This window comes from Lysinibacillus sp. TE18511, from assembly GCF_054062295.1.
The window spans coordinates 18017-34768 of sequence record NZ_JBSSFD010000023.1 but is presented as its reverse complement, the minus strand read 5'-3'; the positions used below and the strand labels follow the sequence as shown (position 1 = coordinate 34768).

The 16752-nt window shown below is 37.4% G+C and carries 19 protein-coding genes; 9 read left to right on the top strand and 10 right to left on the bottom strand.

The window, feature by feature from the left end; all coding sequences use genetic code 11:
- Positions 1 to 2: 2 nt before the first annotated feature.
- Both ACVWXS_RS16210 and ACVWXS_RS16205 read right to left on the bottom strand, forming a co-directional pair.
- A complete protein-coding gene (locus tag ACVWXS_RS16210; RefSeq protein ID WP_456959066.1) occupies positions 3 to 716 on the bottom strand; it encodes a CBS domain-containing protein in 714 nt (237 codons plus the stop codon).
- Between the two features lie 86 nt (positions 717 to 802).
- Positions 803 to 973 (bottom strand): hypothetical protein, encoded by a 171-nt coding sequence (locus tag ACVWXS_RS16205; protein ID WP_456959064.1) that lies wholly within the window; start codon positions 971 to 973, stop codon positions 803 to 805.
- Positions 974 to 1242: 269 nt separating this feature from the next.
- On the opposite strand from ACVWXS_RS16205, the gene ACVWXS_RS16200 reads away from it, so the two are divergent.
- Entirely contained in the window at positions 1243 to 2007 is a 765-nt protein-coding gene (locus ACVWXS_RS16200; protein ID WP_456959062.1) for a MerR family transcriptional regulator, read from the top strand.
- Positions 2004 to 2657 (top strand): GAP family protein, encoded by a 654-nt coding sequence (locus ACVWXS_RS16195; protein WP_456959060.1) that lies wholly within the window; start codon positions 2004 to 2006, stop codon positions 2655 to 2657. Before ACVWXS_RS16200 ends, ACVWXS_RS16195 begins: the two co-directional genes overlap by 4 nt.
- 111 nt (positions 2658 to 2768) lie before the next feature.
- Here the strand turns inward: ACVWXS_RS16195 and ACVWXS_RS16190 are convergent, their stop codons facing one another.
- From ACVWXS_RS16190 to ACVWXS_RS16175, 4 genes are all read right to left on the bottom strand, one after another.
- The gene (locus ACVWXS_RS16190) at positions 2769 to 3551 is read right to left on the bottom strand and encodes an ABC transporter permease (RefSeq protein WP_456959058.1); all 783 of its coding nucleotides are present in this window, start codon (positions 3549 to 3551) and stop codon (positions 2769 to 2771) included.
- Positions 3548 to 4441 carry an ABC transporter ATP-binding protein gene (locus ACVWXS_RS16185; protein WP_456959056.1) on the bottom strand — a complete coding sequence of 298 codons (894 nt, stop codon included), beginning with the start codon at positions 4439 to 4441 and terminating at the stop codon, positions 3548 to 3550. Before ACVWXS_RS16185 ends, ACVWXS_RS16190 begins: the two co-directional genes overlap by 4 nt.
- Positions 4438 to 4641, bottom strand: coding sequence for a PLDc N-terminal domain-containing protein (locus ACVWXS_RS16180; protein ID WP_374964238.1), 204 nt, complete (start codon positions 4639 to 4641; stop codon positions 4438 to 4440). The genes ACVWXS_RS16185 and ACVWXS_RS16180 overlap by 4 nt, the downstream gene beginning before the upstream one ends.
- A gap of 699 nt (positions 4642 to 5340) precedes the next feature.
- Positions 5341 to 5715: a YmaF family protein gene (locus tag ACVWXS_RS16175; RefSeq protein ID WP_374964240.1), complete on the bottom strand. Its 375-nt coding sequence runs from the start codon at positions 5713 to 5715 to the stop codon at positions 5341 to 5343.
- Between the two features lie 278 nt (positions 5716 to 5993).
- On the opposite strand from ACVWXS_RS16175, the gene ACVWXS_RS16170 reads away from it, so the two are divergent.
- Positions 5994 to 6299, top strand: a complete 306-nt coding sequence (locus ACVWXS_RS16170; RefSeq protein ID WP_456959055.1) for an inner-membrane translocator — start codon at positions 5994 to 5996, stop codon at positions 6297 to 6299.
- Positions 6300 to 6363: 64 nt separating this feature from the next.
- Complete coding sequence (locus tag ACVWXS_RS16165; protein WP_456959054.1) at positions 6364 to 6657, top strand: 3-isopropylmalate dehydrogenase; 294 nt, start codon at positions 6364 to 6366, stop codon at positions 6655 to 6657.
- Positions 6658 to 6961: 304 nt separating this feature from the next.
- Here the strand turns inward: ACVWXS_RS16165 and ACVWXS_RS16160 are convergent, their stop codons facing one another.
- The 3 genes from ACVWXS_RS16160 to ACVWXS_RS16150 form a co-directional block, all read right to left on the bottom strand.
- Entirely contained in the window at positions 6962 to 8641 is a 1680-nt protein-coding gene (locus tag ACVWXS_RS16160) for a hypothetical protein (RefSeq protein ID WP_456959052.1), read from the bottom strand.
- Between the two features lie 377 nt (positions 8642 to 9018).
- Entirely contained in the window at positions 9019 to 9450 is a 432-nt protein-coding gene (locus ACVWXS_RS16155; protein ID WP_374964244.1) for a protein-tyrosine phosphatase family protein, read from the bottom strand.
- Between the two features lie 20 nt (positions 9451 to 9470).
- Positions 9471 to 10418, bottom strand: coding sequence for a carbohydrate kinase family protein (locus ACVWXS_RS16150; RefSeq protein ID WP_068986143.1), 948 nt, complete (start codon positions 10416 to 10418; stop codon positions 9471 to 9473).
- Between the two features lie 174 nt (positions 10419 to 10592).
- Between ACVWXS_RS16150 and ACVWXS_RS16145 the strand changes: the two genes are divergently transcribed.
- Together ACVWXS_RS16145 and ACVWXS_RS16140 are read left to right on the top strand one after the other, a co-directional pair.
- Positions 10593 to 11156 (top strand): GNAT family N-acetyltransferase, encoded by a 564-nt coding sequence (locus ACVWXS_RS16145; RefSeq protein ID WP_374964245.1) that lies wholly within the window; start codon positions 10593 to 10595, stop codon positions 11154 to 11156.
- Positions 11157 to 11174: 18 nt separating this feature from the next.
- Positions 11175 to 12092, top strand: a complete 918-nt coding sequence (locus tag ACVWXS_RS16140; protein ID WP_368638062.1) for an EamA family transporter — start codon at positions 11175 to 11177, stop codon at positions 12090 to 12092.
- A gap of 57 nt (positions 12093 to 12149) precedes the next feature.
- On the opposite strand, the gene ACVWXS_RS16135 is transcribed toward ACVWXS_RS16140, so the two are convergent.
- Positions 12150 to 12347, bottom strand: a complete 198-nt coding sequence (locus tag ACVWXS_RS16135) for a hypothetical protein (RefSeq protein ID WP_456959050.1) — start codon at positions 12345 to 12347, stop codon at positions 12150 to 12152.
- 360 nt (positions 12348 to 12707) lie between these two features.
- On the opposite strand from ACVWXS_RS16135, the gene ACVWXS_RS16130 reads away from it, so the two are divergent.
- The 3 genes from ACVWXS_RS16130 (at position 12708) to ACVWXS_RS16120 (ending at position 16751) form a co-directional block, all read left to right on the top strand.
- The gene (locus tag ACVWXS_RS16130) at positions 12708 to 13814 is read left to right on the top strand and encodes an extracellular solute-binding protein (protein ID WP_456959049.1); all 1107 of its coding nucleotides are present in this window, start codon (positions 12708 to 12710) and stop codon (positions 13812 to 13814) included.
- A 132-nt stretch (positions 13815 to 13946) separates the two neighbouring features.
- Entirely contained in the window at positions 13947 to 15017 is a 1071-nt protein-coding gene (locus ACVWXS_RS16125) for an ABC transporter ATP-binding protein (protein WP_456959048.1), read from the top strand.
- Between the two features lie 12 nt (positions 15018 to 15029).
- Entirely contained in the window at positions 15030 to 16751 is a 1722-nt protein-coding gene (locus tag ACVWXS_RS16120) for an ABC transporter permease (protein ID WP_456959046.1), read from the top strand.
- The last annotated feature ends 1 nt before the right edge of the window (position 16752 follow it).

Here is a 16752-nt window from a genome sequence, read left to right as displayed (position 1 = left end):
GCTTAATCTATTTTTACAATATCCAATGGGGTAACGATGCCGATTAGTTTTTGATGTGGCTTCCCATGCTCCGTTATTAGTAACGCCTCAAAACGGCTTCCCCGCTCTACGCCTTGTTTAAAAATATCTTCAGCCTCGTAAATCGTTATGTATCTACTCACAAATTTGTAATTCACTCTATTTTTTTCATGTAATAAAATGTCGTGCAAAGTCGGAACTTCCTTAGGTATTTGATTGCCTACCATTACCGTAGCTAGCCAGTTTGTAATTCCTACTGTCGTCACAAGTCCTTTAAATTGATCTTTATTGAATACAGGAAACTGTGTAAATTTACGATGGCGTATAACTTTTAATACTTGTTTTAACGAATCTGTTTCCTGAAAAGCGAGTACTTTTTTGCAAAACATTTGTCCAACAAGTTCTGGCTTAGCCAGTTTTTCCTCTATGTATTCAATTCTTTCCACTACGTCTATATGTGGTTCAGCAATTACATATTCGAAGGACGTACGATGATGAACAATTGCATTTCGTAAATCTGCGTAAGAGCGCAAATCGTCTTCGTATTTACGAACTAGTACATCCTTCTTCTTAGCTTGATCAATAAGACGATAGAAGGGCATAAAATCCTTTGCACCGATAATATCTCTTAACCTGTGATCTATCCGATTAAACGCTGTTAGAAAGCGATTGGAATTTTCTATATCCAATTTTTTCACCCTCCCCTATTTATTTTTTCATATTTTCCGAGTTATTCGACAAATCCTAGTTATAGCTACATTATATTCCTAAGTTTTGGATATTCCTAGATAAGTGATGTACATAAAATAGACTCATTACCATAACGTGGGGTTGATTTCCGTTCCGACTGGGCGCTTTCCTGGGGGCGTCCGATGAGCCGCTTCACTCGCATTGCTCGCTGCAGGGTCTCATCTGTGACGCTAATCCCCAAGGAGTCGCCCAGTCTCCACTCCAATCAACTAATATACATAGCGAACGGTTTAACAAATGTCATCCCAAACTTTTTAATGATGAGACTCTTTTATGAACTTTATAAAAAAAATGTAGAATTCAATATTTAGACATAACGTTTTAATAACAATCAATTTCGCATTGCCTGACGCTTTGCTTTCGCTACAAAAACATCTGCTGAATGAAGATAAAAAATTTTTCTCTAAACTACTTGAAAGTTCCGTAACGTCATTTTGTACAATATTGGTAACAGTTAAAAAGGGGGCGCGCTAATTGCTTGTCATTCATGAAGTATCAAAACAAACAGGGATTTCTGTTCGGACACTGCGTTATTATGAAGAGATTGGCTTATTATTCCCGACAGCCAAAACAGAAGGTGGACACAGATTATATGGTGAAGAAGAGCTGAAAACACTACAACAAATCGTATTTTTAAAAACATTAGGATTTCGATTAAAAGAAATTCAGCCATTACTCAATGAATCTTGGGATTGGGCGGCAAGCTTAGATCATCAGCTTGCGTTTGTTCAAGCAGAGCAAAACAAGTTAAAGCAAATGGAAAGCGCCATACTTGGATTACAACATGCTTTGACCATCGAGGGAAGTTTAAATGAATCACTTATTCAAAAGATCATTAAACTTTCTACTCAAGAAAATGGGAAAAAGCAGGCATTTCGACAACAAATATTTTCTGAAACTGATTTGAAGCTAATACAAAAACTCCCGAATATAAATCGCAATGATCCACATTCTTTAGAGTGGATTAGTTTATTAGGTCAATTAAGGGAATTGAAGGAAAGTTATGATGCTGGAACAGCTCCAGTGCAACGCATTATTAAACGAATGATGGAAAAAGCAGCAGAGGAATACAAAGGTCATGAATCATTTTTAGAAAAGATGTGGGACATACGAAAATCCTCTTCACAGTCCGAACAGCTTGGCTTGTATCCGTTAGCGGAAGATTTCTTACATTTTATTGATCAGGCTTTTACTATTTATGAAGCTAAAAATATTAGTAAAGGGGATCCCCAACAATGAGCACAGAAAGTTTATTGTTAATTGGTGGCTTAGCTATATTAGATATGTTTAGTCCAGCTATAATCGGTGTGACTGTCTATGTATTGCTTGTGGCAAAAAAGCAGCAAAGTCGACTACTCTTAGCTTATTTAACAACAGTAGCTCTTTTTTATTTTTGTACTGGCATTTTCTTAATGCTTGGCTTAGATGTAGTTTTTGATCCAATTGCCAATGCATTAAATAGCCATTCTGCTAGATTAGTAATGACAATTGTAGGTGCGATATTATTTGTCGGGAGTTGGTTAGTACCGAAGAAAAAAAATTCGGGATCCCCTAAGCCGAAATCGTTTAGTATAAGAGCAATGATTGCTTTAGGGTTCACAACTTCTCTTTTAGAAGTGGCAACAGCTTTACCCTATTTCGCTACAATAGGCATTTTAACAAGTAATCATTTAGCCTTTTATGAATGGTTGCCCATCATAGCCGGATATAATCTAATAATGATTACGCCAGCAATCATCTTGCTCGGCTTACACATACTATTCAGACGCTTTATGACTACGCCGTTAAGAAAAATACAAGCACTTTTTGATAAAAGCACAAGTTCAGCTCTTTCATGGGTAATGTTTTTAGTTGGTCTTATTTTGCTGATGAATGGTGGTATGATTTAAGAAATAATATGGTAAAGATCCGCTATATTTTCTATTGGCAAGGCACGCTTTTTTAGTTCTCGCGCTCGTACCCTACCAAAAGAATTTACGCAGATTTTTACCATGTTTCCTTTAAATTTTCGTCATCGATGCATTTTTCTTCATCGTGAAAGTTCCAATACTAATACAAACGATTGTCAGTATCATAGTAATCACGAGACTCCACCAAAAATCAGACATTTCCATCGTGCCCCTAATTAATTGAACGCCATATAACGGTAATTTCCACGGGGATACTGTCCAAAATGTGCCGACTATTGCATTTATCATTTGCCCCATAAAAATAACAATAAATGCACATGAAGTCGCAACTATTGTTTTAAAGGTAGCACTCATCATCAATGTCACTGCTAGCACAAAGAGTAGCCAAGAAAAATACGTGAAAAAACTTGCCACAAGTGACCCTATCTCAAAGGTCCCATAAAGTACGACCGTGTAGTAAACGCTCGCAGCAAAACCAGCTAAAATACTAACAAAACCAACAGTACTCATAACGATAAATTTACTCATAAAATAAGCGCCAAACGATATAGGGCGTACATACAATAAAGTAGCCATGCCACTTGCCCTTTCTTTACTAATGTTCCCAACAAAAGTAGCCATTAATACGAGTAACCCGATCGTCTGAAATTGCCCAATGGAAGCTTGTAATAGGTCAACTGGCATTAATTCTGGCAGCAACATTTCAAAGCCTTCTGGTATGTTACCAACAGCATTTAAAATATCCATCATATAATAGTTTGTCAGTGGATCACTCATACCGAGCAGAGCAAATACAAGAGGTATCCATAAAAACTTCCAGCTGCGCCAAGCTTCTCTGAATTCTTTTTGCAGAAGGACATTAAATCCTCTCATATTTTTCTCGCCACCTTCATGAAAATCTCTTCAAGTGAAGCTGTTTGTCGTTCCACTTTCCGTATTTTATAAGGAAACTTACTTAAATGATGCAGTAGCTCCTGCATACTCGGCTTTTCATCAATGATTTCTATATATACATAACGGCCCTTTGCTTTGCCTATATGTTCAGATTGAAGAATAAATTGTTCTGCCTCTTTTTCAGTGTTAAATTCAACAACATAATTTGGTTCATCGAAGCGTTCTCGCACTTCATGCAATGTTCCATACTCTACTAGCTTTCCATCACGTAAAAATAATAATTGATCTGTCATTTCCTCGGCATCATTCAATATATGAGTCGAATATAAAATGGTCGTTTCTTGTTGTAGATCTTTTAACAAATCAAGTACTTCCCTACGTCCAACTGGATCTAAAGCAGATACAGGCTCATCTAATAACAATAATTTAGGCTTATGCACAATTGCTTGGGAAATACCTAGCCGTTGCTTCATGCCACCAGAAAACGTAGCAATTTTCTTATTTACATCATTGCCTAGCCCTACAAACTCAAGCGTTTTTTGTGCCTCTACTTTTGCTTTTTTTGCAGGCACACCATTTAGCTTTGCGGCCATTTCCGTAAACTCTAGCGCACTTAGCCAAGGATGAAATTGCTGAAATTGTGGTAAAAAACCAATATTGGCTCTTAAATCACCCTCCATCATTTTTACACTTCCATAGGTTGGTTTTAATAGACCTGTTAGCATTGATAATGTCGTTGTTTTACCTGCACCATTTGGTCCAATTAATGCTGTAGATGTATTTTCTTCCAATGTGAACTCAATCCCATCAACAGCCACTTTCTCTGCAAATCGCTTGGTGAGCCCTGTTACTTGAAGTAATGTCGTCATGTTTGCTTTCTCCCCACTATAAAGTACGCAATTGGCCCCAAAAGATTAACGAAAATAATAATAAACACCCACAAAAATTTCGGCCCATTTGTTGCATGGATTTTACGTAAGTCGAATAAAGCAACAATCATTAAAATAAATTGAACTATGATTAGTGGCGCTATGACTGCCCACGGAACTTTCGCTAACTCCTCCATCATACAGATCACCTCATCCGTTGTTATATCATCACTATAACAATTTTGTTCTGATGTGCATAGAAAAATTTTACAAATGCTGCGGGCATACAAACGAAAAACTTATTGTCAGCTGATACCCAAAATGTAGCTTCTCCTCTATATATTTCTTAGACGTGAGATGATTTTAATTGGATATTTATGTTGACCTCTCTTTAAAGTATGTGAAGAAATGTACTTAAATTAACGGAACAGGTTTCTTCAATTCAATAGGAAGAAACAAATTTTCGATAATTTAAATTGTTAAAATTATTCATAATTGGAACATATGTTAGTTTCGAACGTTTTAAAGTAAAGGAACAGGTTAGTTGAATAAGGGTATAGAATAAATTACCAAAAATACAATATTTCAAAAGAGGGATATTATGAACCACTCCAATTGCTTTTAAAATTTGGAACAATGTTAACAACAGTCAATTTCTAAAAAATAACAGCTAACAAAACCGATATTATTAAGCCAACGGGTGCGCTTATTCAATAGAGCAATCGCTTTTTTTACTAAGCGCCCAGGTTAATCAAAAAAGAAAATATAAAAAGCCAAATTTTTATATTTTCGGCTTTAAAATGATGTATCTATTAAAATTAGTTGTTTTATATACTGCGAGTTTATGCCCGTACTTGATATAAACCCGAAATATAAAATTATGAGTAAAGAAACAAAGCTTATAAACTAGTTTTCCCGCTATAATTGTGCCTATGAGGATTCATTCCGTTTACAGTAGTAACCCCACTAAACTCATGATAATGACCGCCATTAGGAAGAGGAATAGCTAGGCCAGTAACTCCACGAATTTCATGTTGATGTCGATCGTCCACAGATGTAAAGGTAAAGTATCGATGAGTGTGTTGGACCCCACTTGGTGCTGGTTCCGTAGTTCCAACGTATCTGTGATTATGTCCCACATCAAAAGAAGTTACGCCTCTAAATTCGTGGACATGGACGGGTCTACCATCCCATGAAGTGAGAAAAAGTTGGTGGGAATGCTGAGAATCCGAATCGTCTGCATGATACATGAATCCAGAAACAGGAATTTCCAAATGCACAACTCCTTTTTGCCATTTTCAATAATTTATGTAATTGAGATAAAAAAGGATACAAACTGTATTAAAAATGAGAGTAGTACAATGTCCTCTTAGTACATGATCACAAGTTCGGGGGTGTCGATTTTAAAGAATTATTTTTATTGAACAAACGAGGACTTTAGCAGAACAGGACTGTCAGGAGATAGTCTTAATTGTTACTTAACTAAACCGGCAGAATAGTTCAACAAGGATAATGGTTATTTGTGGTAAAATATAACGAGAGTAGGAATATTATGGAGAATTTAATTTTGATATTATATGTCTTAATCTTACTATCACTTAATGTTGTTTTCTTTGCATTGTTTAGAAAAGGAAAATTAAATCTTATGGTTTCAGGCATCATTATGATGGTACTTGCTCCAGTGATTGGTTTTTCAAGTGGTGCTTTACTTCTTCATTTTTATGATTGGAGTTTTGGAGGAACAGGAGAAGGTGCAGGCTATGGTGGGGCATTTTTAGGATTTATAACATTAGCTAATGGGATTCTCATTCTGGTGATTGGAGTTATAAGGTGGATTTTAAATTTCGGTAAAAAGTGAAGAGATGTTTCGTTAAGATTCTTGGTTTAAATGGGAAATATGTTTATGAAAGAAGGAAAGTTAAATGAGCGAATTTTTCTTAATACTTATGGGTTTTTCTATCGTTGTTGCAAATATTATTGGATTTATATCCTACAAAAAAAGAAAAAGTTTATATTTTGCTTCTTTTACAATATTAATACTAGCAGGTGCATTTGGTGGAATCGGAGTTATACTAGCACTATTCATTCTTCGTGATGCCTTTGCGGTATTCTATGGGTTGAATCTTGCCTACTATTTGCTAATAAATAGTCTTATCGTATTTCTTCTTGCCATTTTAGTTACTATAATTAAAAAATATACCAAAAAGAAATTGTGATTCATTCATACGCATGCCGGGCGCACATAAAAAACCCGGAAAAAATATTCTTCCGGGTTTGATCACCACTTACATTTATTCCTCCATGACACACTGCCTCGCTTCCGTATTGGCTAAGACAACCGTACTTTAGCTTTAATCAGTATTGATGGTCCTTCAGAGCTATCGATCAACCTTACTCATCGGGTTAACCCTCCTAGTCACATTGGATTTGAAGTGTAATCCTTTATAGTATAGATCAATTATTATTTTTCATACGCATTATTTTTATAAAAATTAGAATTACCTTATACCATTTATTTTTCTAATCAACATGCCTTACTTTATCGACCACTAACGCCATAGCTAAAGCGTAAAATGCCCGGCGAGCACCAGCACAGTTTGGAGATTCTTTATCAGTAGTAGTAAGGTCTGTAGCTGAACTAACAGTCCCATCTGTATTTGAAGCATCGGCTAATATATCTAAGCGAGCTAAATCCCAAAGGCCTGAACGACCGTGCGATGGGAAGTAACTTTGTCCATGTAATGCTTGACCAATTTCAAGTTGAAGTTTAATGGCTTCTCCTACTTTATTATTCAGACTTGCAAAACCTTGACCTGTAATTCCAGGATAAACATTGAACAATCCAACCATGGCCTGATTAATCCCCTCACCCTTATTAGGCATTTGCCACGGATTTTTAATCAACTCGGATGAGCCTAACATAGCATTTTCCGGAATGTACATACCCCAATATTTAGCTTGGCTAAACAAATTACTCATTAAAGTGTTCTTTATAGATGAATAGTTAGTGAAAATGTCTTTGTAGGTATTAATCATCTGAGTTACCATAACGCCTGAATCCGAATCAACATTCGGAACAAGACTATACCATGATGAAGCTGTTGGATTTTCGATTAAGCTTGCAAAGATTTGTAAGAATGTTATTGCAAATGTATTATAGGCCGGAGAATCGAATCGAGATCGTAGCATATTATTTGCCAAGGTTACTTCGGAAAATCCATGAACCGGAAGAACCCTTTTAGCAGTTAATGAATTGTTAAAGGGCTCTTGTTGGAAACACCCTTTAGAAGCATTGGCAACTGAAGTATTAGAACCCCAATGTGTATAACTAAGAACATCTCGGATTGCATTTTTCATATTATATGCAGGATCTAATGAAGCTCCAGTCCCATTAACTTTTACATCGTAAACATGTGCTGCCATCCAAAAAGCAATGGCGTTAAGTGAAGCATTAAGAATAAATCGCTCGTTTTTAGTGTTGTAATAGGAATGGTGATCTATATAATCCCTACCGCTTGTTCCTGGTTGAATACCAGCAAACGAAACCTGTCCTGAACTATCAAGAACTGTTGGCATTTCTAAGTAGTTTTTTTGAGGATCGGTGGATAAATCTGCGGTCGTGATCCAGTATCCGATTTGCCCCGAATATGGACCAGTAGCAAAACGGTAAGACCTTTCTGCATCATTGTATGTCCAAGCAGCTGGCGTCCGGTGATACATTAAAGCATAGTATTCTTTAGAATTTAATACTTCATTAGCAAAATAGTCTCGGTATCGCACTAACAACACATCAACATTAGAAAGTGAAACATCGCCCTGGGATTCGTCTAACTTCTTAAGCATTGCTGCACCAAGATAAATAAAGCCTGCTAATGGATTAATGGTCGGAAAATTAAATGCTCTATTAATAAGCTTTGGAATAACAGCATGAACAATTTCCTTGTAAACTGCATCACGTTCGCCTGCTAGTGCCTTTTGTTGGGCAAACTGGGCACAGAACATCATTAATTGCCCAACACCTTGTTGATATGTGGAAGTATCACTTGTACCGTTTAATATATTGTTTTGGAAAAATTTTCTCACTCGTGGATATCGACCTTTATCCTTCTTATACGGATGGCTTAAAGATGACTGCTCCATAGATAGTAAAAATGCTTCAACGAAGGCTTGAGCTTCTTGTAATGGTGTAAATGTAGTCATATAAAATCACTCCAAAATTTGTATTTTTAACTTACAAAAATTAAAAGTGAATTATATTTTCAAAAATAAACCAAGTTATTATTTTTGATCACCAAAGCGTGGGGTTGATTTCCTTTCTGACTGAGCGCTTACCTGGGGGAGTCCAGTCGTAACGGAAATCAACCTAATTTACATGGTATACGTTTTAACCAATATCATCCCCAACTTCGAGTAATGAGTCCTTTTTTCTCTGAGTTTGAAGTCTTTTTAAATCGAAAAAGATACGAATTATTGGCAAGGGTCTTGAACAATATTCACCAAAAATCATGAACAGTTAATTCCCTAACTAAAAAAGAAGATGTACCAAATTGGAAAAATCCTTTGGTACATCTTCTCATTTATTTATATAGCTTGTGCAAAGCATCTGCCATTTTTGGGCGAATCGTTACTTGTGGACGAGCGTTTTTTACAGCCTCTTCCGCTTCCTCTAGAGAATTAGCTACGCCAAGCTCCATTAACACGGCTGTCGCTGCAACACCTGCGCGACCTCCTCCACTTCCACAATGGAAGTACACTTTTTGCCCATTGTCATAGGCAGAAACAATTTCTTTCGCTACTTTTTGGATAGATGGCGCAACTTCTATGTCCTCATCAGCAATTGGCATATGCTTGTACTCATATGAAGCCACTTCCTGCTCCTCAGTACTTAAGCCGTTTACTCGAACATCAATCACGACATCAACCTTTTCTTGCTCAAAGGCAGAATCTGCGTCTTTCGCACCGCCAAAGAATAATCGATCCTTTACTAATACATCGTAGTTTTTCTCCATTGTATGCACGCTCCAAACGACTATTTAAGCAAATGCTTAATATCATCATAATACGGAAGAGCTGTTAATGCCCCCGCTTTAGTTGCTGCCAAAGCACCTAGCTTATTACCAAAGTTTACACAACGAGCAAGTTCCTCTTCCGTTGTAGGTAAGCCATTGTAATGAACATCGCGTAATACACCAGCCATAAATGCATCTCCAGCACCTGTAGTATCTACTGGCACAACCTTTTCTGTCGGTACATGGATAACTTCACCGTTTAATACCGCATATGTGCCATTTTCTCCTACTGTTACTAAAATAATGGGCACTAAATAACTGTTTAATTGCTCAATGCCCTCTTCCAAACTAGTCGTTTCAGTAAGGAAAAATAATTCATCATCCGTGACTTTTAAAATATCTACATGCTCAAAAAATGACGTGATCGTTTCACGGCAAATTTGCTCACTACTCCAACGAAGAGGACGAATATTCGCATCCATCGCGATAATTGCCCCTTTTTCCTTTGCCATCTCTACAGCGGCACGTGTTGTTTCAAGGGCTGTAGGATGGAACATTGTACCCGAGCACACAGTTAAAGCAGATGCATGTTTAAAAGCTGCTTCATTTAATTGGGATGCTTCTACTTGTAAATCAGGCGTCTCATCGACATAATCCTTAAAAATTCGCTCACATTCTTCTGTTAAATGTACATAAACACCACTAACACGCTTCGCAGGGTCAAAAACTGCATAATCCAGGTTTACCCCTTCTTGCGCAAGCCCATCTCGAACAAATTCAGAGCCTTCGTCATCTCCTGTAATCGTAATTAATGCAGATGGAGCACCGATACGGCTAATACCTGCAGCAACATTCACCGTTGCACCACCCATATATTTAGTAAAAGATGTATTTGTTACATCATCAGCAATATAGTCAATAAAAGCGTCTCCGTAGACTAAAATAAAATCCTTATCTTCCTTTGTCATTGTTGTCCTCCCGAATGTCTATACCTTATAGATTAGATTACCACGAAATTTGTTGTCGAATAAAGTTTTAAACTTTCGGAAAAATAGTAAAGAAGCCAACACGGTAACTCAAAAACTTGAGACATCCTCTATCTTTGTTATACTTGCCTATATAGAAAGGTGGGGATTTTGACAATGAGTATTACAATTCGACAAGCACAACCACAGGATGCCCATGCCGTTGTACCATTAATTATTGATGCGATTGGTGATATTGCCAACCGTTTAACAGGAGAACAAACAGCTAAAGCCGTTGAACAAGAACTTACTGTACTATTCAAACGTGAGGACAATCGACATTCCTATTTAAATACCTTTGTTGCTGTTGAGAATGAGCACGTATTAGGAATTCTTGTTTACTATAATGGTGTGGAAGCCATTCAAATGGATGCAAATCTCGTAAAATGGCTTGAAGAAAAAAATGCGCCATCTATTATCATCGATAAAGAGGCTCACGAAGATGAATATTATATTGATACTGTTTGTGTAGCACCAGAAGCTCGCGGAAAAGGAATTGGAACATTATTACTACAATTCGCAATAGAGGAAACACAAAAACGAGGCTATGCAAAATTATCATTAAATGTTGAAACACAAAAAGAAGATGCTCGTCGCCTTTATGAACGTCTGGGCTTTGTTATTACTGAGCCATGGTCCATAATCGATGAACCATTCCATCATATGGTGAAACAGTTTTAGGATGTGAAACACAAAAACATGAATAAAAATTTATTATACGCTCTATTAATAGTGATCGCTTCAAGTAGCTATGGGATTTTATCGACAATTGTCAAAGTGGCTATGCAGCACGGCTTTACATCAGGAGAAGCAGTATCAAGTCAATATATTATTGGCTTTATGCTAGTTCTAACTATTTTTATAGCGACACAAAGGCAATTACCGAAGCTTTCTAAAAAGGGACTGCTTATTTTAGTTTGCGCTGGAATATTTACTGGTACTACTGGAATTGTCTACGGTGAATCATTAAAGTATCTACCAGCCTCTCTTGCAGTAGTCATGCTGTTCCAATTCACCTGGATCGGCTTATTATTAGATTGCGCGCTACATAAACGCTTACCAAGTCGAGCTGAAGTGATTTCTCTCATTGTATTATTTGCTGGAACCATTTTAGCTGCTGGTGTACTAAATGTAGATTTAAGCGGTATTCCTATTCAAGGATGGCTGCTTGGTTTTACAGCTGCCTTTACCTTTGCTTGCTTTATCCAATTTAATTCACGTCCTGTGGAGGGTATTACCACTACATCACGCGTGTTGATTGTTTCCTTTGTCGCCCTTATTTTAATTTGTATTTTCCTAAACCCCGAAATTGTTTGGAATGGAAAATTATTTAACGAGGGCTTATGGAAATTTGGATTAGCACTTGGAATCTTCGGTATTATTTTGCCGATTTACTTATTTTCTATAGCTGTTCCGAAAGTGGGAGGAGCGCTTGCCTCCATTTTAAGTGCTATAGAGCTACCCGTTGCCGTTACCGTTTCCGTTATTGTTCTACATGAACCATTAACTTCTTTACAAATAGCAGGTATTATCTTGGTTATTATCGGTATGATGCTTCCGACAATACTTGCTCAGCGGCAACAAAAGAAAAAATCTTTAGAACCTGTTAGTAAATAAATACTTTAATCTAAATTAGAAAGGGAGATGTATCATTTTTTTGATACATCCCCTTTTTCAGCATTCTGTAATTATAAAACAACCGCCCGATACATAAACGCCGTAAATTGTGCACGTGTTACTCCTAATATCTAAATCCGTTTCGAAGATCTCTTGTTCCTGCAAATCTTGCGCAAAAGATCTTTCCATACTTCCCAAAACCACTCCCAACATCATCGTTAAAGCGGTGAAAATCTTCAAAGCTTTACTACTCATATTAAAGCCCCCTTGATCATCACCCTAGCTTTGGGATGGCATTGTTAGAACCTCCTTATTTTAGCTATTATTCAAACGGTAGCATACATTTCAAAACTATTAAAATCAATATTTGTTTGCTTTTGGACATATTTCGATAACCAATTTTACTGAAATTTTCAAATTGACGAGTTTACATTTAATCTTGAAGAACTTCTTTTTTAAAGGGGCTTTTTTCATTTCGCCAATGTCGTCGATACCTATTATTCTCTTAGTATTCGAGCACGGCATTATATTTTTTCGATTATTCTAACATTAATGCGGTGTCTCCGGATTATACTGCTATATGTAAGTTTTTCACTATTAGGAAGGAGGAAGATTATGCAAAAAACACGTATCTTCGGTTTTGTACTTGTACTGATGCTTCTTGTCTTGGCTGCTTGTAGTAGTGATAACAACAAGGATTCTAAAAAAGATGCAACCGCTAACGACAAAACATCCGATTCTGAAAAGGCAGATGTAGCAGCTACACCATCTGGAAAGCTTGTGATCTATACGGGGCGTGATGAAGCAATGGTGCAAAAGGTAATCGATCAGTTTAATGAAAAGTACCCGGACATTGAAGTGGAGTTTTTAACGATGGGCGCACAGCAAATTTTAGAACGTCTGCGTGGTGAAAAAGCAAATCCTCAGGCAGATTTTTGGTGGGGCGGTACGCAATCCGCACTAATTGTCGGTGCCAATGAAGATTTACTCCATTCTTGGAAGCCTAGTTTTATCGACTCCATTGATGCAGCGCATAAGGATGCAGATGGTCGTTGGTTCGGGGAAATGCTACTGCCCGAAGTGATTATGATTAACAGTGATTTATTAACGAAAGAAACCGGTCCACAAGATTGGGATGATTTATTAGATCCAAAATGGAAGGATCAAATTTTAATTCGTGGTGTGTTAGCTTCTGGTACGATGCGTACTATTTATTCATCAATGATTGTACGTCAGGGCGCAGATACACCTGAGAAGGGTTACGATTGGTTATTAAAATTAGATGCCAACACGAAAGAATATACACAAGATCCAAATGCACTTTATTTGAAGATGACACGACAAGAAGGCAGCGTTTCTTTATGGAATTTACAAGATATTTTATTAAAGAAATATACGACTGATTATCCGTTTGATTACATCTATCCGAAAAGTGGTGCACCGATTTTAGTTGATGGTGTTGCAGTTGTAAACAATGCCAAGAATATAGAAAATGCAAAGCTCTTCGTAGAATTCTTATTCGAAAAAGGAATGGTAACGCAATTAGCAAATGAATACTATCAAATTCCTACTCGCTCAGATATCGATAAAGCCGAAATGCCTGAGTGGTATCAAGAATTAGATTTAAAAACGTTTGATATAGATTGGCAGCTCATGTCTGAAAAAGAAGCCGAGTGGATGGAGCATTGGGATAACAATATTAAAGGCCGCGGGAAAAAGTAACCAATTCCTAACTGTCCAATGGCTCTAACATCGTAAAGGGATCTATTGAATATTGTTCATGTTTTAAGCCTCGAGTAATTTTTTGCTCGAGGCTTCGTGCAACTAGTTTTCTGCGAGAAAGGAGCATTGCATTTGAAAAGTGTCAAAATAGAAAATGTCTCTAAGCAATTTGGTCAAGTGTTTGGTGTAAAAGATTTAAATCTTCATATTCAAGCTGGTGAGTTTTTTACGTTTCTTGGCCCAAGTGGTTGTGGTAAAACAACAACCTTAAGAATGATTGCAGGCTTCTATTACCCTTCAGAAGGGAAAATATTTTTTGATGATGGAGACGTGACAAGACTTCAGCCCAATAAACGGAACATCGGTATGGTGTTTCAGAATTATGCCCTCTTTCCTCATATGACAGTAGACGAAAACATCGCCTTTGGCTTACAAGTACGGAAATTTTCAAAGGCGGAGATTAAGCAAAAGGTTGACCGCATTAGAGGGCTTGTACATTTATCGCAATATGGCAATCGAAAAATAAATGAATTATCCGGTGGGCAGCAGCAACGGGTTGCCTTGGCAAGAGCTCTTGTGATAGAGCCTGATATTTTATTGTTAGACGAGCCATTGTCTAATTTAGATGCTAAATTACGCGAAGAAACGCGCGTTGAAATAAAACGTATTCAATCTGAGCTTGGTGTTACAACAATTTATGTTACGCATGATCAAATGGAAGCGATGTCTATGTCAGATCGTATTATGGTCATGGAAAATGGGAACGTCAGACAAATCGGTACTCCGCAAGAGATTTATAATCGTCCTTCAAACCGCTTCGTAGCAGATTTTATTGGCGAGACAAACCTACTGGAAGCGACAATCGACGCCGTCAATGGTAACGATATACAAGTAAAAACAGCAAGTGGACTTGTTCTCACTGGGCAAAAGCAACAAAGCTCCCCCTCTTTAACGCATATGATTGGAGACAAAGTGTTTATTTCTATTCGTCCTGAATCGATCCATCAAGGTACTGGTGAAAACACATTAACAGGTAAAATCACTTTTGTGGAATTTACAGGGGTTAGTGTGAACTACATGGTGGAATGTCTAGATTTTTCACTAAAAGTAATGATCATCAACATGAACGGTCAGTTAAAAAAAATTGGTGAAGAAATCACTTTAACTATAGCCCAAGATTCACTGTATTTTTTAGGGGAATAGGAGGGTAACAACATGGAAAAAACGCACCTCAAACCTTCTGAAGGAAATGCATGGACACGACTAACAAGCTCAAATTGGTTTGTGTATATATTAGTTGCACCTTTATTTTTAGTGTTGTTTGCCTATGTGGTATACCCGTTCTATCAAACTTTTATAGAAAGCTTTTCTAGTGATGATGCGCTAGCTAATTATAAACAGTTTTTTAATTTCGCTAGCCCCGCCAATATAGAAGCATTATGGACTAGTTTATATATATCCGTTATTGGTGTTATTTGCTGTGCAATCGTTGGGGTTACCATGGCATTCTTACTCGAGCGTTACGATTTTCCAGGTAGACGCGTACTCTCTATTTTAGTTTTGGTACCTATGGCTCTTCCGCCATTAGTAGGTGTACTTTCTTTTACATTCTTATATGGGGAAAGCGGTATATTTCCACGTGCGTTTCAACACCTATTCGGCTTACATGAAGTGCCCTTTTCATTAAAAGGCATCTGGGGCGTTATTGTTGTCCATACATTCACGATGTACACTTACTTCTATTTGACTGCCTCCGCTGCTATAAAGGGGTTAGATCCAGCTCTAGAGGAGGCGGCAACTAGTCTAGGTGCAGGGCGTATTCGAGTATGGACAAAGGTTATTTTGCCCATGTTAACACCCTCAATTGTTGCCTCATCCTTACTCGTATTTATGATATCCATGGCCTCCTATACAGCACCTTTAATGTTCGGTGTCGAACGTACGATGACGATGCAAATCTATTTATCACGTACGAACGGGAATTTAGATATGGCAGCGACACAATCTATGATTCTATCCTTTGTGTCTATTACTTTTTTAATTATTATGCGTTGGTATCAAAACCGCCGAAACTATCAAAATCTAAGCAAAGGTATTAGTGTTCATCGATCTGAAGTTTCTTCAAAAGGAATGAAGATGATTGCGACTATCGCGTCTTTTATAGGTACATTAATTTTAATTTTGCCGATTTTAGTTCTTATCTTAATTTCATTTTCAGTAGATGGTGCATGGAAAACACAAATCTTGCCAACCGACTATACACTGGATCATTATCTAGCGCTCTTTACGGATGAGCGAACATGGCGACCTATTTGGAACTCCATTCAAATGGGGATCGTTGCAACACTCGGCAATATCCTATTCGGTGTCGCAGCAGCCTATGCGATGGTACGTTTAAATTTTAAAGGCAAGACATTGCTCGATATTTTAATTATGGTTCCTTGGGCGTTACCAGGAACCGTTGTAGCTGTCAATTTGATTGCTGCTTTTAGTACGGAAAATATATTCGCCTTTAATCAGGTTCTGATCGGGACGTTCTGGATTTTGCCGTTAGCCTATTTCATTAGACATTTACCGCTCGTTTTCCGGTCTACATCGGCATCTCTTGTGCAATTAGATCAGTCTATCGAAGAAGCGTCACGAAGCTTAGGTGCAACTTGGTGGTATTCATTTAGACGGATTGTCTTACCACTTACATTTACGGGCATTTTGGCAGGTACGTTACTAGCACTTGTTCAAAGCTTCGGTGAATTCGTAGCGTCAATTCTTATTTACAGTACGTCAACAATCCCATTATCTGTGGCGATATTTCAAAAATTGTATGCGTTTAAATTTGGAACTGCTTGTGCATATGGCGTCTTACAAATTTGTTTAATTTTAATTGTACTTATTATTTCCGAGAAGTTATCTAAAGGCAGTGCTGGTTCGGCCATATAAC

Bases quoted from the DNA above. Each gene is read 5' to 3' on its own strand.
- ACVWXS_RS16150 (WP_068986143.1), bottom strand. From the start codon at position 10,418: ATGACAAAGGAAGATAAGGATTTTATTTTAGTCTACGGAGACGCTTTT.
- ACVWXS_RS16160 (WP_456959052.1), bottom strand. From the start codon at position 8,641: ATGACTACATTTACACCATTACAAGAAGCTCAAGCCTTCGTTGAAGCA.
- ACVWXS_RS16190 (WP_456959058.1), bottom strand. From the start codon at position 3,551: ATGAGAGGATTTAATGTCCTTCTGCAAAAAGAATTCAGAGAAGCTTGG.
- ACVWXS_RS16135 (WP_456959050.1), bottom strand. From the start codon at position 12,347: ATGAGTAGTAAAGCTTTGAAGATTTTCACCGCTTTAACGATGATGTTG.
- ACVWXS_RS16145 (WP_374964245.1), top strand. From the start codon at position 10,593: ATGAGTATTACAATTCGACAAGCACAACCACAGGATGCCCATGCCGTT.
- ACVWXS_RS16130 (WP_456959049.1), top strand. From the start codon at position 12,708: ATGCAAAAAACACGTATCTTCGGTTTTGTACTTGTACTGATGCTTCTT.
- ACVWXS_RS16185 (WP_456959056.1), bottom strand. From the start codon at position 4,441: ATGACGACATTACTTCAAGTAACAGGGCTCACCAAGCGATTTGCAGAG.
- ACVWXS_RS16155 (WP_374964244.1), bottom strand. From the start codon at position 9,450: ATGGAGAAAAACTACGATGTATTAGTAAAGGATCGATTATTCTTTGGC.
- ACVWXS_RS16120 (WP_456959046.1), top strand. From the start codon at position 15,030: ATGGAAAAAACGCACCTCAAACCTTCTGAAGGAAATGCATGGACACGA.
- ACVWXS_RS16170 (WP_456959055.1), top strand. From the start codon at position 5,994: ATGGAGAATTTAATTTTGATATTATATGTCTTAATCTTACTATCACTT.
- ACVWXS_RS16195 (WP_456959060.1), top strand. From the start codon at position 2,004: ATGAGCACAGAAAGTTTATTGTTAATTGGTGGCTTAGCTATATTAGAT.
- ACVWXS_RS16140 (WP_368638062.1), top strand. From the start codon at position 11,175: ATGAATAAAAATTTATTATACGCTCTATTAATAGTGATCGCTTCAAGT.
- ACVWXS_RS16165 (WP_456959054.1), top strand. From the start codon at position 6,364: ATGAGCGAATTTTTCTTAATACTTATGGGTTTTTCTATCGTTGTTGCA.
- ACVWXS_RS16180 (WP_374964238.1), bottom strand. From the start codon at position 4,641: ATGATGGAGGAGTTAGCGAAAGTTCCGTGGGCAGTCATAGCGCCACTA.